This window comes from Thermococcus sp., from assembly GCF_027023865.1.
Taxonomy (GTDB): Archaea; Methanobacteriota_B; Thermococci; order Thermococcales; family Thermococcaceae; genus Thermococcus.
Genome location: NZ_JALVUC010000020.1, coordinates 59,595 through 74,616 on the forward strand (window position 1 = coordinate 59,595; position 15,022 = coordinate 74,616).

Consider the following 15,022-nt stretch of genomic DNA (forward strand, 5'->3'; position numbering starts at 1 on the left):
AAAGGGTTTTTGGACACCTTTGGTTAGAGCCTGCACCGTCCGTCAAAGAAGCTCGGTCTCTCGAATCCTTTCCTCATCGTCGGGAAGTCCCCGCGGTAGTGGCTTCCCCTGCTCTCCTCCCTCGCCAGGGCACACTCAAGGATGCCTCTCGCGAGGAGTTTCAACCTCCCATCCGCCTCTATTCCCTTCAGCTTTTTCAGTCCACTCCTAAGGCCTTCCGCACTCCTCACTATTCCCGCGTGCTCCCAGAGGAGTTCCCTGATGGCATCGACGTCTCCAAGGTCGTTGCATCTGCATTCGGGTTCTTTAACCGCCCTGTGCCTGGGTCTGTCCCTCTTTACCGTTCGGGCCACCTCGAGTCCCGAAACGACGCACTCGAGGAGTGAGTTGCTCGCGAGCCTGTTCGCCCCGTGGAAGCCGTTGGAAGCCGCTTCTCCGATTGCATAGAGGTGCCTTATTCCCGTTCTATACCAGATGTCGACGGCTACCCCGCCCATTGTGTAGTGCGCGATGGGGGCAACGGGGATCAAGTCCTTCGAGGGGTCTATACCGTCCCTGCGGAGGAAGGCGTATATCTGGGGGAAGCGCTTTTTGAAGTCCTTTATAGGGCTTGCATCCAGGAATACCCTCTTCCCGGCCTGTACCTGGTGATATATAGCCCTTGAGACGATATCGCGCGTGGAAATCTCGTTCACGAAGCGCTCTCCCTCATCAGTGATCAACCTCGCACCGGCCCCGCGAACTGCCTCGCTTATGAGCTTCACTCCGTTTCTGCCGATGTAGCCCGTCGGGTGGAACTGGACGAACTCCAGATCCCTTGCTGGGGCGCCCTTTTGGACTGCCTCCCCTATGAGCAGGCCGATGTTCGTTCCCGAGCCGGCGGTGTATTTGAAAAGCCCTGAGAAGCCGCCCGAGGCTATAATCACAGCATCGAAGGGCAGGAACTCACCCTCTACGAAGACCCCATAGGCCGTCCCGTGCTTGATTCCGAGTCCGTTAACGAAGCCCCTGACAAAATTCACACCGAGTTCCCGGGCGCGGAGATGAAGGAGCCTCGTGATGTGCTTTCCGGTCTCGTTCTTTATCGTGAAGACCCTTGGGAACGAGTGCCCACCCTCGGTCTCGCTGGCTTCGAACTTCAGGCCGAGAGAGGTTAAGAAGTCATACACCTCGCTCGCCTTTGAGATTACCTCCCAGACGACCTCCTCATCGTTGAGGTACTTTCCCGCCTTGAGCGTGTCGAGGAAGTGCGCCTTTGGGGAGTCTCCCTCGGAGATTGGAAGGGCTACCCCCGCCTGGGCCAGGTAGGAGTTGCTCTTCCTGATGTCCGGACCGATGAGCGAGACCTCGAACCCCCGTTTTGCTAAGGCTATGGCCGCGGTCAGTCCCGCGATTCCGCCGCCTGCGATTCCAACTCTCATCCAACCACCGGGAGAAAAAGGGGAAAAGGGCTTAAACGCTTTTTCATTCCTTCATTTTCCGACCGGGTAGTTGGGGGCTTCGTTCGTTATGGTGATGTCGTGTGGGTGGCTCTCCCTTATTCCGGCGTTGGTGATTATCACGAACTTGCCCTTCTCCTCCAGCTCCCCGATGTCCTTTGCCCCAACGTAGCCCATTCCAGAGCGCAGTCCACCGACGAGCTGATAGAGGACGTCGCTGACCGGCCCCTTGTAAGGAACGACCCCCTCAACGCCCTCCGGTACGAATTTCTTTGTCTTCATGTGACCTTTCTGATAATACCTCTCGGCTCCCCCTTTCATCATGGCGCCGAGGGAGCCCATTCCGCGGTACTGTTTGTACCTCCTCCCGTTTATGACGACCTCTCTACCTGGTGCCTCTCTCGTTCCCGCGAGGAGTGAACCGAGCATGACCGCGTCCGCTCCGGCCGCTATTGCTTTAACGATGTCACCGGAGTACCTTATCCCGCCGTCTGCTATCACATGGAGTCCGTATTCGCTGGCCCTATCCGCTACGAGTGCCACCGCAGTGAGCTGGGGAACACCAACGCCGGCCACAACGCGTGTGGTACAGATGCTCCCGGGTCCGATTCCAACCTTTAAAGCGTCAGCGAAGGTGAGGTCATCAACGGCCTTAGGGTTGGCTATGTTCCCCACTAGGAGGTCGGCATCTACTGCCTTCCTAATCTCCCTCATCGCCTTTACCGCTTTAAGATTGTGTGCGTGGGCAGTGTCAACGACTATGACGTCGGCCCCGGCTTCGTCGAGCGCCTTTGCCCTCTCAAGGTCGAAGGGGCCGACGGCGGCCGCCACTAAGAGGTCTCCGTTTTCATCCCGAACTGCGTTTCTGTACTTTTTCCTCTTGGTCAGGTCACTCATTGTGATTATTCCCACGAGCCTGCCGTTGGAATCAACGACCGGGAGGCGGTCTATTCTATTCTTGAACATGAGTGCAACTGCCTCCTCTACCGAAACGTCCTCTCCGACGGTTATTACCTCATCGGTCATCAATTCGCTAACTTTTGTGCCTTCCTTAGCGGCTATGTCCTTCTTTGTTAGTATCCCAACGAGCCTTTCCTCTTCCACAACAGGGAGGCCGTCTATCCCGTTCTTTTCCATAAGGTAGAGAGCGTAGTCAAGGCTCTCGTCGGGTGATATTGTTATAACGTCCTCGACTATGAAGTGTTCTGCCCTCTTTACTCTTCTTACCTGCTCTACCTGTTCCCCTATGCTCATGTTCCTGTGGATGACCCCGAGACCGCCCTCCCTGGCCATCGCTACTGCCATCTCCCACTCGGTGACGGTGTCCATGGCAGCGCTCAGAATCGGTATGTTCAGCCTCACGTTCGGCGTTATCTGGGTGGAAACGTCCACGTCCTTTGGCTCGACCTCGGTTGCCTGCGGTATCAGGAGAACGTCGTCGAAGGTGTACCCCTTAATCGCATTAACAATTTTATGTTCAAACTTTCCCATTTTCTACGGACCCCCATGTCCTTTTTAACTTGAACTTGTTAAGAGTTTTTAAGAGTTTCCACGATGGAACTCAAGCACCTGCTGAGAGGGTAGGATAACAAACTTAATGGAAAGCCCACACATAATGCTTATCCTCGGCATGCCTGCTTTAGCAGAATGACAATAAGACCTAAAAAATGAGATGATCTTCTAAAATTTTTTCCTTTTTCAGCTTAATTTTGGCACAAATCCAAAGAAACACCCAAAAAACAAAAATACCTCGGGCCATCAGTTACCCCGGTGATACCATGGAGGTAGTTGTTTCGATAAAGGCAAGGGGGGAGGGCCAAACCCTCCGCTGAGGGCGTTGAGAGCTTTGATTTTGAAGAACTTCTGTATGAACTCCTGAAGGAGGGTCTTTTCTGGGCGGCGCTTGGAAGGCCGTCGGAAGTGATGCCGTTTCTGAGGGGCAAACTCCTGGGGAACGGCTTTGTGGCAGGAGAAGGGCGCAGGGACTACGTGGAGTACCTGCTCGACGAACTTGGGCGCTTTTACGAGCGCGTCTCGTGGAGTGGAAAGCTGGGCAAAAGCCACTGGAAGGCGCTGAAGTCCTTTCACAGGGATATACTCCTGTGCCTCTACTAAGGGGCCTACCTTTTTAACCCCTCTTCCGTACTCCACTTGGGATGATGAGGGAAGTTTCGACCGAACGATGAGGAAACTCGCATGGTCTGACCACCCTCAACCTTTTAAGCTTCTTTTCTCTCCGCTCACCGGGAGGAGAAATGGGTGAGAATGAAGTCCTTACAAAGTTCATCAATCATTTAAAAGAACTCGTTGAACTCGAGCGTAAGGCGGAGATAGAGGCCATGCGCCAGGAGATGCGGCGCCTTTCTGGAAGGGAGAGGGAAAAGGTGGGGAGGGCCATTCTCAGTCTCAACGGCAAAATCGTTGGCGAGGAGCTTGGCTACTTCCTGGTCAGATACGGGCGCGAGGGGGAAATAAAGACCGAGATAAGCGTTGGCGACCTGGTCGTAATAAGCAGGCACGATCCTTTGAAGAGCGATCTGGTTGGAACGGTCGTTGAGAAGGGGAAGCGCTTCATCACTGTTGCCCTTGAGACCGTCCCCGAGTGGGCGCTCAAGGGAGTTAGGGTTGATCTCTACGCCAACGACATAACCTTCAAGCGGTGGCTCGAGAACCTGAGCAACCTGCGCGAGAGTGGGAGGAAGGCCCTGGAGTTCTACCTCGGTCTCCGCGAGCCTGAGGAAGGCCAGCCCCTCAATTTCAAACCCTTTGATACAGGTCTCAACGCGAGCCAGAGAGGGGCTATATCTAGGGCCCTGGGCAGTCAGGACTTCTTTCTGATTCACGGTCCCTTTGGAACCGGCAAGACGAGAACCCTGGCAGAGCTGATAATGCAGGAAGTCGAGAGGGGCCATAAGGTTCTGGCTACTGCCGAAAGCAACGTTGCCGTTGACAACCTCGTGGAGAGGCTTTCAAACTCCGGCCTAAAGGTTGTGAGAATTGGGCATCCAAGCAGGGTATCAAAAAAGCTCCACGAGACGACTCTAGCGTACCTCATAACGCAGCACGAACTCTACGGTGAGCTGAGGGAGCTTCGTGTCATCGGCCAGAACCTCAAGGAGAAGAGGGACACATTCATTAAACCGGCACCAAAGTACAGGCGGGGTTTAACGGACTTTGAAATACTGGCTCTCTCGAGGAGAAGGAGGGGGACGAGGGGTGTCCCTGCGAAGCTCATCCGCGAGATGGGTAACTGGATAAAGCTCAACAGACTCGTTCAGAAGGCCTTCGACGATGCTAAGAAGCTTGAAGAGAGGATAGCACGTGAGATAGTAACCAGTGCCGACGTCGTGCTGACCACGAATTCATCAGCCGGGCTTGAGGTTGTTGATTACACCTCCTACGATGTTGCTGTAATAGACGAGGCGACGCAGGCGACGATACCTAGTGTTCTCATATCCATCAACCGCGCTAAACGGTTTATCCTAGCCGGCGACCACAAACAGCTCCCTCCGACGATACTTAGTGAGAAAGCAAAAGAATTGAGTAAGACACTCTTCGAGGGGCTTATCGGGCGTTATCCAGGCAAGAGTGTCATGCTCACCGTTCAATACAGAATGAACGGGCGCCTCATGGAGTTTCCGAGCAGGGAGTTCTACGGGGGGGAAGTTGAGGCGGATGAGGGTGTGAGGAGCATTACCCTTGTGGATTTGGGTGTTAACGCCCCACGCTCTGGAACCCACTGGGAGAGTATTCTAAATCCAGAGAACGTGCTGGTTTTCGTAAGCATCTCAAAGAGAGCCGATCGCTTCGAGAGGCAGAGACGCGGGAGCAAGAGCCGTGAAAATCCCCTTGAGGCGAGGCTGGTTAGTGAAGCCGTTGGGAAGCTCTTGGAGATAGGTGTTAAGCCGGAATGGGTTGGTGTTATTACCCCATACGATGACCAGCGCGACCTGATAAGCTCGCTCCTGCCAGAGGAGGTTGAGGTGAAGACGGTTGACGGCTACCAGGGCAGGGAGAAAGAGGTGATTGTTCTATCCTTTGTCCGCTCGAACGAAAAAGGTGAGCTGGGTTTCCTGAAGGATTTGAGACGCCTGAACGTTTCCCTAACGAGGGCGAAGAGGAAGCTTATCCTAATTGGTGACTCCTCAACGCTGAGCGCCCACCCGACTTATAAACGGCTTGTAGAGTTCGTGCAGGAGAAGGAGACTTTCTTAGAGATGGAAGATGAGGCGGAGTGAAAATGTTCCTCTACACCGAGAACTTTGAAGGGCAGAAGGAAAGGGCAATGGAAGGCCTCAAGCAGGCCTTGGCAGAGGATAAAGTGGATCACGACATAATACCCCTGCTTGAGAGGCTTAACGCCCTTGACGACTACTTCACAACTTCCTCCTGTTCCGGCAGGATTTCGGTTATGGAGATGCCCTACTTCGGCGACAAGGTTAACTCCGTCTGGCTCGGAAAGTGGCACCGTGAGGTCACCGTTGAGGAGGTTTTTGAGGCCATCGGGAAGCATAGATCCGGACAGCTCTGGTTCCTTGTGAGAAGCCCTATCCTCCACGTGGCCGCGAGGACTATGGATGATGCAGTAAAACTGCTCAACTTCGCGATAGGCCTCGGGTTCAAGTACAGCAACATAAAGAGCGTCAGCCACAGGAAGCTCCTCGTCGAGATACGCTCCACCGAGAGGATGGACGTCCCGCTTGGCGAGGATGGGGAGCTCTGGGTGAGCGAGGAGTATATCGGAAGAATCGTAAACCTTGCAAACGCCCAGGTGAGGCGCTTCAAGGGCAAGCTGAAGAGACTGGAAGAGGAAATAGAAAAGCTCTGAAATAAAGTCAAACCTCCAGCGGGAACTTCACGTAGTCCAAAACGCTCCCGTAGCTCCTCTTTATCTCAACGTGCTCGACCAGGTCTCCGAACTCCCCGCCGGCAAGGCCATCTGCTATTATCGCGCTCCCCTGGGCTGCCTCCTTTGCCATGCCCTCGAGGCCCCTCTGTCTAACTACTGGAAGGCCAAAGCGCTCCTCGAAGAGATCCTCAACGTCCTTTCTCAGCTTGTCTATGCGCATGAGCCTTCCTGAGAGGATTATCTCCCTTGCACCCCTAACGACGGCGAGTTCGCTCGCAACGGCCTTTAAGAAGCCTTCCTTCATGGCATCCCAGGCTCTGGTGAAGGGTTCTTCGTCGAGCCTCCCCGCGAACTCCTCCGGCGGGAGAATCTCGTTGGCCGCTATAACCGTCGCACCGCCCCAGAAGAGGTGCCACTTCTTGACGCTTCCGAGGAGGTAGGCAACCTCGCCGTCGAGGGCACCACTATTCACGTAAGCAGGACCAGGGAAGGTTGTTCCTCCTATTCCATCTATTATCTTGCCACTCTCAACTGCCCCTGCATAGTTGTAGCCGAAGCCCACCTCCAGGAGGACGAAGGAGACACCGCTGTAGTCAATTCCGAGCCTTTTGGCCTGGTCGTAGATTCCGAGGACTGTTATGGCCATCTTGTCCGCGGTGCCCATGTCGATCCTGTTGTACTTCCTCCACTTGGGGACGGTGGGGAGGTGGATAACGCCAGGTATGAACCAAACGTTCATCCCTTTCTCCGCCATCTTGGATACCATCTTCTGGAGGCCGATGAGAACGGGTATCTCCTTTAGCTCGTCCTCCCTGACGAGGGTCATTTCGAACTTGTCCCGCTCAGTCAGCTCGCTTATGTGCTTCAGCGGGACGCCGTAGCCGGACGGGCCGATTATAAGTTCGGCGTTGAAGTCCTCTATCACCTTAACTATTCTCTCCGGCTCCTCTGCCACGACCTCACTCGGAAAGGTCAGGTCGAGCTTTATCCTTCCGTCTTTAAGGCCCATTACATCGAAGCTCTTCGTTCCTGGGTCCACTCCTATGACCCTCATCCTGCCCACCGGAGAATAGGGGACTGGGTGGAATATAAAAGTTACTTTTTTCTCTTGAAAGCCTCGCCCTTAGCTGGGAGGAGGCCAGTTGGGTAGAATGGGAACACAGAAACACCAGTTGGAACGCCTCAAATGGCCAATCAAAGCCATGGGGTACTGAGGTTGTAAATAGAATTGGAGAAAAGAATTCAAAGACCTTCAGTCGAGGTCGCTTCCGAAGTTCTCGTTTCCTCCGCTCTCGTTGCCCTTGTCCTTGTCGAGCTTGCTCGCCGCTATGACGTCGTCGATGCGGAGGATCATTATTGCCGCCTCACTCGCGCTCTTGATGGCCTGCTTCGTAACCCTTACCGGAGCGATGACACCGCGCTCCATCATGTCTGCCGGCTCGCCCTCGAAGACGTCAACGCCGATCGTTGATCCTCTCTCCTTGTGCGCCGCTATGACTTTGACAAGGGTCTCGATCGGGTCGAGGCCGGCATTCTCTGCCAGGGTCCTCGGGATGACCTTCAGGGCCTCGGCGAAGTTCTCTATCGCGAGGGCCTCCTTGCCGCCAACCTCCTTGGCGTACTCATCAAGCTTAATGCTAAGCTCAATCTCAGGAGCACCGCCAGCTGCCACGATCCTCCCGTCCTCGACAATGTCCTTGACGACCTTGACGGCGTCCTCAAGGGCGCGCTCGACCTCGTCGACGACGTGCTCGGTGCCGCCACGGATGAGTATGGTGACTGCCTTCGGGTTCCTGCAGCCCTCAACGAAGATCATGTTCTCGCCGGCGACCTTCCTCTGCTCGACAAGCTTGGCCTCACCGAGGTCATCACTGGTGAGGTCGCGGATGTTGGTGACGATCTTTGCTCCAGTGGCCTTGGCGAGCTTCTCCATGTCGCTCTTCTTGACGCGCCTGACGGCGAGGATGCCCTTCTTAGCGAGGTAGTGCTGTGCGAGGTCGTCGATGCCCTTCTGGACGAAGACGACGTTCGCTCCAACCTCCTTGATCTTGTCGACCATCTCGCGGAGCATCTTCTCCTCCTGCTCGAGGAAGGCCTGGAGCTGGTCCGGGCTGGTGATCCTGATCTCGGCGTCGGTCTCAGTCTCTTTGACTTCCAGAGCCTCGTTGATGAGGGCAATCTTGGCGCCCTCGACCCTCTTTGGCATGCCAGGGTGGACGACCTCCTTGTCGATGACAACACCGCGGATGAGCTGGGTGTCGCTGACGGCACCGCCCTCCTTCTTCTCGAACTTGATGTTGTCGAGGTCCACTTTATAGCCATCGCCGATCTTCTCGGCCACCTGCCTAACCGCCTCAACGGCTATTCCAGCAAGGTACTCGCGCTCCTCCTCTGCGGCCTTTCCAGTGATGGCGGTGACAGCGGCCTTCTTGAGGACCTCAACGTCGTCAACGTTAACCTTCTTGGCCATCTGGTCGAGTATTTCTTGGGTTTTTTCGGCGGCCATGGTGTAACCCTTGACGATGATGCTCGGGTGAATGTTCTGGTCGAGTAACTCCTCAGCCTTCCTCAAAAGCTCGCCAGCGATAACAACCGCAGTAGTAGTACCATCACCAGCCTCCTTATCCTGAGTCTTAGCAACCTCAACCATCATCTTAGCAGCAGGGTGCTGGATGTCCATCTCGTCGAGGATGGTGGCGCCGTCGTTTGTGATGACTATGTCTCCAAGGCTGTCGACGAGCATTTTGTCCATTCCCTTTGGTCCGAGGGTGGTCCTCACGGTCTCGGCTATTATCCTGGCTGCGAGAATGTTCAGCCTCTGGGCGTCCTTTCCAACGTACCTCTGAGTCCCCTCAGGCAGAATAACAACAGGCTGGCCTGTAAGCTGAGCCATCTCCTATCACCCCCTTTCGTTTTCTTTTTTAGGGGTGGAATGGTTTTAGTTATAATTGCTTCCGCTTTATCATTCCTTTGGTTTATTTATAAATTTTTCGGTCTTTCAATCCCGGCATATGCGCAGCATATGAGGCTTTATTGTTCATCACCTTAGGGTGGAGTATGGATAGAGACTTGGAGCGGCAAGCAAAAGAAGCTCAAAAATCTTATAACCTTCAATTATATTTTTGGCTGTATACTGGACGGTTTTTCCATCCAAGCGCTCCACAAAGGGCAGTAGTTCTGCAACGTCGGCCATTTCACTACCCAAGAATCTGAGGGTAAATTCCACGGGGCCCTCAATTGTCAATGGTTTTAATTCTCCATCTTTAAATTTTCTGACAGTTCTGGAAACTGCAGACTCCAAGTTTTCTCTTATCTTTTTCATGCTCGGACTTATGGCGGAGAAGCGTGAGAGGGATCGCTTGAACACGACTCTTTCTGCCCAAGGAGTGAACTTCTTAACATCTTCCTCTAGCAGTTTCGCATCTCCAGCTACCAACCCCATGGGAATTCCATAGTACCCAAGGGCGTACGCATTTAGGAGGAACTCACTCACGGGGATGCCGTTTATCCTGAGCTCATCCACAGAGGAACTGCTGTAGGTGTGGTCAAAAGTTGCCCTTCCTGTTCCTGCTTTTGCATGATAACCAATGAATACGGCAATGTTGCACTTTTCTGCCTCGCTTATCATGCTTAGAGGTCTTGGGAATCCTCTAACGAGGCTTGCATACTCTGGAAGTTTGTCTGGAAGTATGTTGACCATCGGGCCGTGGCTGTCGGCTATTATAACCTCCTCAAAGCCTTTGTTGTGCAAAAATTCAGCTACTGAAAATGTTATATCTGTAGCAATCTTCCTTGCCTCTTGGTATAGGGCACCTTTAACAAAAAGATGCTCCCCGCTGACGATAAATGGGAGACCCTCCAAGTCTACAGAGACGAATGCCTTCATTAATATCACCCTTTGCAGATAATTACAATCAGCTATAAATCTCTTTAGGTGAATTTCTGCTAATTTACATGGATAATGCTAATATATCAGATTTTTAATCAGAATGGGAATATACAAGGTATTCTGAAACGGTTTGTCCAGAGCAACCACCTTTTTTATGCGGTGATACTTAATGGGTTTTAGTTGTAGTGTATCATTAAAAAGTCCCAATGATGTAGTTCAGAGACCATCACCTGAGAAGTTGTTAACGTACACTTCAACACCAAGCTCCTCTAGCTTTTTCTTCAGTCTCCCCATCTCTTCTCTTCTTGGCCAGCAGTGTTCTGAGCACCATGTTTCATCGCGAGGATTCGTCAGGGGTTTCCCTACAAGGGGATTAAGGATAATGTAGAAGTCCGTTTTGAGCATTTTCAGCCCTTCTTCGATCCACGGCCACTGGTTAAATCCTCTTGCTACTGGGATTCTGAGCTCAAGAGGAATGGTGTAGTCTGAGACTGTTTTCAGGCCGTCGAGGAACAGTTTCCACAGCCCTTGTGATGTTGTCTCTGGAAGGCCGTAGAGTTCAACCGGAGGAGCCTTGAGGTCGGTAGCAATGTGTTCAACGAGGCCTGCGTTTAGAAGTTTTTTCAGTGGGTCGATGAGAGTTAAGTTAGTGTTCAAGCTCACTGGAACGTCGAGGAGCTTAACTTCTGCCAATAGTGAACTTAGCTCCTGCCACTGTACTAGCGGTTCCCCGCCGGTGACGTGGAGATAGTCAATTAGGAAAGCATTCGATTCAAGCTCTTCAAGCAGGGCATTTCTGTCGAGGGGGAAACAGTCTTTCCCCTCTGCGATGTGCCAGTTGTGACAGAAGGGGCATTTCAGGTTGCACCCGCAGAGCCAGAGGGTGAAGGTGACCTTTCCATGGATGTCAATCATGCTAACTGTCTTCCAGCCGCTCGTGAGCATTGGATCACCCCCCTGAAAAGGGAAATCAGGAGGAGTAGTGTCTCCTCGTCCAGAACTCCTTCTTCCTAAAGGGGTTCCAATTTTTGAGTGGGCGGTAGTAGCCGATTATTCTGCTCCATATCTCGACGTTCTCGCTTCCGCAGCGTGGGCAGTGGGTGTATAATCCTGTCGTTGAGTAGCCGCAGTCGTTGCAGACGGTTATTGCTGGAGTGTAACTCCAGTAGACGAGGTCAGTTTTCATGAGTCTCTTCGTGAGTTTTGCTAGGGCTTCTGGATCCGGTTCTTCTCCAAGGAATATGTGCATCATGACCCCACCGGTGAAGCTTCTCTGAACCTTTTCTTCAACCGTTATCCTGTCACCCAGTTCCAGAGAACCGTAGTATGGGGCTATGCTGGTGGAATAAATTGGGTTCTCTGGGTCTTCGAGATATTTCTCCAGTTCTGGAAAGTCTTTGATGTCTTTGATGGCGAGTTTTGCAGCTGCGCTTTCACCTGGCACTTCCTCAACGTTCCATGGTGTTCCGGTTTCACGCATCCATTCTCTGGCCTTTGCTGTTGCAAATTCTACCATCTTTTTCATGAGTCTCGCGGCTTTAAGCCACTTCTCCCTCGCGCCCTCCTCCCAGAGGTTCGGTTCGTTGAGGTATATGGCAGCCGCTTCGGGAAGACCAAGGATCCCGATGGTGTTAAAGTGGCTTGATGGGAACTCCTTGATGTATAAGTGGATCATCTGATACATCTGGTGGTAGTTCGTTATCAGCCCCACATAGCGCTCGCGGAACCAGTCGGTCGTTGCTTTAACCATGTTGAGAACCCTTCCGTATTCTTCCCAGAACTTATCGTCGTCTCCCTTCGCTTTGAGCGCGAGCCTCGGCAGATTCACTGTGGTCACGTTCACAGAGCCAGTAACGTCGGGCATTGCCCAGAGACCGCCGAAACGCTGGCGTTCAAGTTTTTCTATGGCTTCTTCCTCAACGTTATTCTTGGAGACATCGAATGCGAAGGCCATTTCGTTTTTGTCGATGGCGATTCTGCAGCACATGGCGAAGCTTGCGTCCGGGTCTACAACGTTTGTGTTGAGCCAGTAGAAGCTTCCGCGCTTTGCTGCCGTTGTGAAGACTGTCTCAAATACCTCGGGGTCGTCCCAGAGCATGTCTGCTGTGGTCATGAGGGTTGGAATCGGAAAAGTGAATGGTTGTTCTTTTGCATCTCCCTCGCGGAGGACTTCGGTTAGGGCTATGAAGAACTCCTTGGCTTCCCTCTCATACTCACCGAGAGGTTCGAGCTTTTTGCCATCGTAAATTGCATAATCCCCTTCAAGCATCTTCTTCGGGGCGTCGAGGGTTACGGTGAAGTTGGTAAAAGGCGTCTGCATTCCGACTCTGCTTGGGTAGTTGAGGTTGTAAACGAGCCTTTGGATTTGCTGCCTGATTTTACGCCTGTCCAGACCTTCTTTTCTGATGAACGGCCCGGCGTACCACTCAACGGAGCTTAGCGCCTGGGCGCCGCTGAAGTAGTGCTGCATGGTTATAAGGTAGTTTGCTATGTGGTCAACGTAGGTGTCGAAGTGTCTGGCTGGCCTTGATATTATCGTCGGTGTTTGGAGGCCCTTTTCGAGCAGGCGTGCGGTACTGTGGCCCGTGCAGTAGGGGATGTAAAGGCTGTAAGGGAGTTTGTGGATGTATATATCGGCAGATAAGTGGGAGTTCTTACCCCTCTCTGGAATCAGCGAGAGGTATTTCCTCAGTGCTTCCTCCATTACATAGGCAAAGAAACCCGTCGGGCCGGGGTAGCGGTTCGCGTTTTCGAGTACGTCAAGACTGCTCCAGTTCGCGTACTCCTGGATGATATCTTTCTCTGCTGTCTCCATCTTAACCACCTGGATAATTTATCCAGGTCTTGGAATCGGGACAGGGAATATAAGCCTTCACTTTGAATATCTGGGCAGAATGTCCAATTTATTGGAAAATTAACCCAAAGACACCAAACATTTCTCAAGATTGTGGAGAGTTCGACAATCAAAATGACGATGAAAAGAGAAAGTTTATATAAAGCACGACAATGGACTGTCAAAACGTCAGAACTAAACTGAAAACTCTGATAGGTCTTTGAACCCGCTCCTGTTTTTAAGGCCCGAGTAGGCCATACCTTTTTAACCCGTCACACTGACCGAAGGCCGGTGATTAGAATGACCGACGTGAAGGAGCAGTGGGAGAAGGCTCTAACCGAGAAGGACTGTGAGAAGTTGCTTGAACTGTTTGACGATTACATCGATTCCATTGAGGACGAGGAGGGGCTTAAGAAGGAACTCGACAGGCTCAAAGAAGTTGTGCTGGAGTGTGAGGATCCCTATGGCCTGGCGCACGAGATAGCCCACGTCTATGCCGATCTTGAAGACGTTGAGGGAGGTATAGGCCCATACAAACGCCTCGTCGAGAAGAGCATGGACGACCCCGAGGAGTATGCGACGGCGCTCTACTACCTGGCCGATGCCTATGAGAACTTTGGAAAACCTGAAAAGGCGATTGAGGCCTACGAGAAGCTTCTAAAGCACGAGGAAGAGGTGCTGAAGAACGAGAAGGAAATCGGCCTGACCCTCGCGAACCTCGCGGTGAACTATGATGACCTTGGAGAAACGGAGAAGGCGATAGAGCTGATGGAGCGCGCGAGAGAAATATTCGAGAAGCTCAACGACGAGAAGAACTACATGATAAGTCTCCTTGATCTGGCGCACTTCAAGTACGAGCTTGAGGATTACGACGCCGCCGAAGTCCTAATACGTGAGGTTCTCAAGAACCCAAGGGACGATGAGGTGGAAATAAACGCGAGGCTCATCGAGGCGGAAATCTGGGCTGGCAGGGAGGACTACGATAAAGCGTTCAAGGCACTCCGTGATGCCCTCATGAAGGCCATCGATGTCAACGACGATATATTCGAGCTTGTTTTTGACACGCTCGTTGATTTCATAGAGGGCCTCTTCAACGAAGGCTCCTATGATGTTGTGACCAAAGACATGGAGACCTTTGCGGAGCTTTTTGAGGATGACACCGCCTACTTCTTCAGGGCGATAGGGGAATTGGCGCGCTGGAAGGGGGGCGACGAGGAAGCTAAGAAGCGCTTCGACGAGCTTTACTCAAAGGTCGAGAACGAGGATCTCAGGACAATCTTGGATGAGTGGAAGAGGCCGAAGCTGAGTTTGAGCTTGGGGCTTTAGGCTTTGCACCTTCGTTAGCAGTTTTTACATATTTTTCTATTTCCAAGAGGCTCTTCTGTATCATCCTTTCACCTGCGTTTTAGATTTTAATGCCGACGATGTTTCCCTTGCTGTTGTATTCAAACCACGCGTCCTCATCGACTTCGTCGGTATTCGAGACTGGTCTTTCCCATATTTTTGAGGGCAGAATAGCATTAAGGGAGGGCGAAAGCCCTCAGATCCTTGAAACGGTTCCTACACTTACGCTCTCAACATTCTCGACCTTTTCAAAGGCCTCTACGACCTGATCGAGGTCGTAGCCCTCTTCATCCTTGGCCAGAACATAGAGCTTGAGGGCGACGAGGCCGAAGGCGATTGGCTCGCGCTCGACCTTTGCTAATCCGAACTTCCCTGGGAGGGCCTCCTTGAGCTTCCCCTCAAGTTCATCGAGGTTAACCTCTGGGTCGGTTGGCATGACTTTGATCTCGGCAATCATGTTGAATTCACTCATCCTTTCACCTCCTCACGGTCCTTCCCAGCCGCACTTGGGGCACTTGTATGAGACGCCAAGAACCCTGCAGCTTTCACAGCGCCAGATTATCTCCTCACCGCAGTTGGGGCACACGAAGTGAGTGGCGTGCTCCCTCGGGGTTATCTCCTTTCCGCATGACGTGCATACCGGTATCTCGAACTTCATCTCCAATGCA

Annotated in this window: 13 protein-coding genes; 4 read left to right on the forward strand and 9 right to left on the reverse strand. The window is 52.6% G+C overall.

Features of this window, described 5'->3' with window-relative positions:
- Positions 1-23 precede the first annotated feature (23 nt).
- Positions 24-1,421, reverse strand: coding sequence for an L-aspartate oxidase (locus tag MV421_RS08470; RefSeq protein WP_297420979.1), 1,398 nt, complete (start codon positions 1,419-1,421; stop codon positions 24-26).
- A 51-nt stretch (positions 1,422-1,472) separates the two neighbouring features.
- Positions 1,473-2,930, reverse strand: coding sequence for an IMP dehydrogenase (gene guaB / locus MV421_RS08475; protein ID WP_297420977.1), 1,458 nt, complete (start codon positions 2,928-2,930; stop codon positions 1,473-1,475).
- 432 nt (positions 2,931-3,362) lie between these two features.
- On the opposite strand from guaB, the gene MV421_RS08480 reads away from it, so the two are divergent.
- From MV421_RS08480 to MV421_RS08490, 3 genes are all read left to right on the forward strand, one after another.
- Entirely contained in the window at positions 3,363-3,554 is a 192-nt protein-coding gene (locus tag MV421_RS08480; protein WP_297420968.1) for a hypothetical protein, read from the forward strand.
- Between the two features lie 140 nt (positions 3,555-3,694).
- A complete protein-coding gene (locus MV421_RS08485; protein WP_297420967.1) occupies positions 3,695-5,677 on the forward strand; it encodes an IGHMBP2 family helicase in 1,983 nt (660 codons plus the stop codon).
- A 2-nt stretch (positions 5,678-5,679) separates the two neighbouring features.
- Positions 5,680-6,267, forward strand: coding sequence for a hypothetical protein (locus MV421_RS08490; protein WP_297420966.1), 588 nt, complete (start codon positions 5,680-5,682; stop codon positions 6,265-6,267).
- A 7-nt stretch (positions 6,268-6,274) separates the two neighbouring features.
- Here MV421_RS08490 and MV421_RS08495 read toward each other — a convergent pair whose 3' ends face one another.
- From MV421_RS08495 to MV421_RS08515, 5 genes are all read right to left on the reverse strand, one after another.
- The gene (locus MV421_RS08495; protein WP_297421011.1) at positions 6,275-7,342 is read right to left on the reverse strand and encodes a DUF1464 family protein; all 1,068 of its coding nucleotides are present in this window, start codon (positions 7,340-7,342) and stop codon (positions 6,275-6,277) included.
- Between the two features lie 198 nt (positions 7,343-7,540).
- A complete protein-coding gene (gene thsB, locus MV421_RS08500; RefSeq protein WP_297503438.1) occupies positions 7,541-9,181 on the reverse strand; it encodes a thermosome subunit beta in 1,641 nt (546 codons plus the stop codon).
- Positions 9,182-9,328: 147 nt separating this feature from the next.
- The gene (locus MV421_RS08505) at positions 9,329-10,174 is read right to left on the reverse strand and encodes a M55 family metallopeptidase (RefSeq protein WP_297420963.1); all 846 of its coding nucleotides are present in this window, start codon (positions 10,172-10,174) and stop codon (positions 9,329-9,331) included.
- A 219-nt stretch (positions 10,175-10,393) separates the two neighbouring features.
- Positions 10,394-11,122, reverse strand: a complete 729-nt coding sequence (locus tag MV421_RS08510) for an anaerobic ribonucleoside-triphosphate reductase activating protein (RefSeq protein WP_297420961.1) — start codon at positions 11,120-11,122, stop codon at positions 10,394-10,396.
- A 25-nt stretch (positions 11,123-11,147) separates the two neighbouring features.
- Positions 11,148-12,992, reverse strand: coding sequence for an anaerobic ribonucleoside triphosphate reductase (locus MV421_RS08515; RefSeq protein WP_297420959.1), 1,845 nt, complete (start codon positions 12,990-12,992; stop codon positions 11,148-11,150).
- A gap of 318 nt (positions 12,993-13,310) precedes the next feature.
- Between MV421_RS08515 and MV421_RS08520 the strand changes: the two genes are divergently transcribed.
- Positions 13,311-14,336 (forward strand): lipopolysaccharide assembly protein LapB, encoded by a 1,026-nt coding sequence (locus tag MV421_RS08520; RefSeq protein ID WP_297421009.1) that lies wholly within the window; start codon positions 13,311-13,313, stop codon positions 14,334-14,336.
- Between the two features lie 214 nt (positions 14,337-14,550).
- Here the strand turns inward: MV421_RS08520 and MV421_RS08525 are convergent, their stop codons facing one another.
- Together MV421_RS08525 and MV421_RS08530 are read right to left on the reverse strand one after the other, a co-directional pair.
- Complete coding sequence (locus tag MV421_RS08525) at positions 14,551-14,826, reverse strand: elongation factor 1-beta (RefSeq protein ID WP_297420957.1); 276 nt, start codon at positions 14,824-14,826, stop codon at positions 14,551-14,553.
- Positions 14,827-14,838: 12 nt separating this feature from the next.
- Complete coding sequence (locus MV421_RS08530; RefSeq protein ID WP_297421006.1) at positions 14,839-15,012, reverse strand: zinc finger domain-containing protein; 174 nt, start codon at positions 15,010-15,012, stop codon at positions 14,839-14,841.
- Positions 15,013-15,022: the final 10 nt, after the last annotated feature.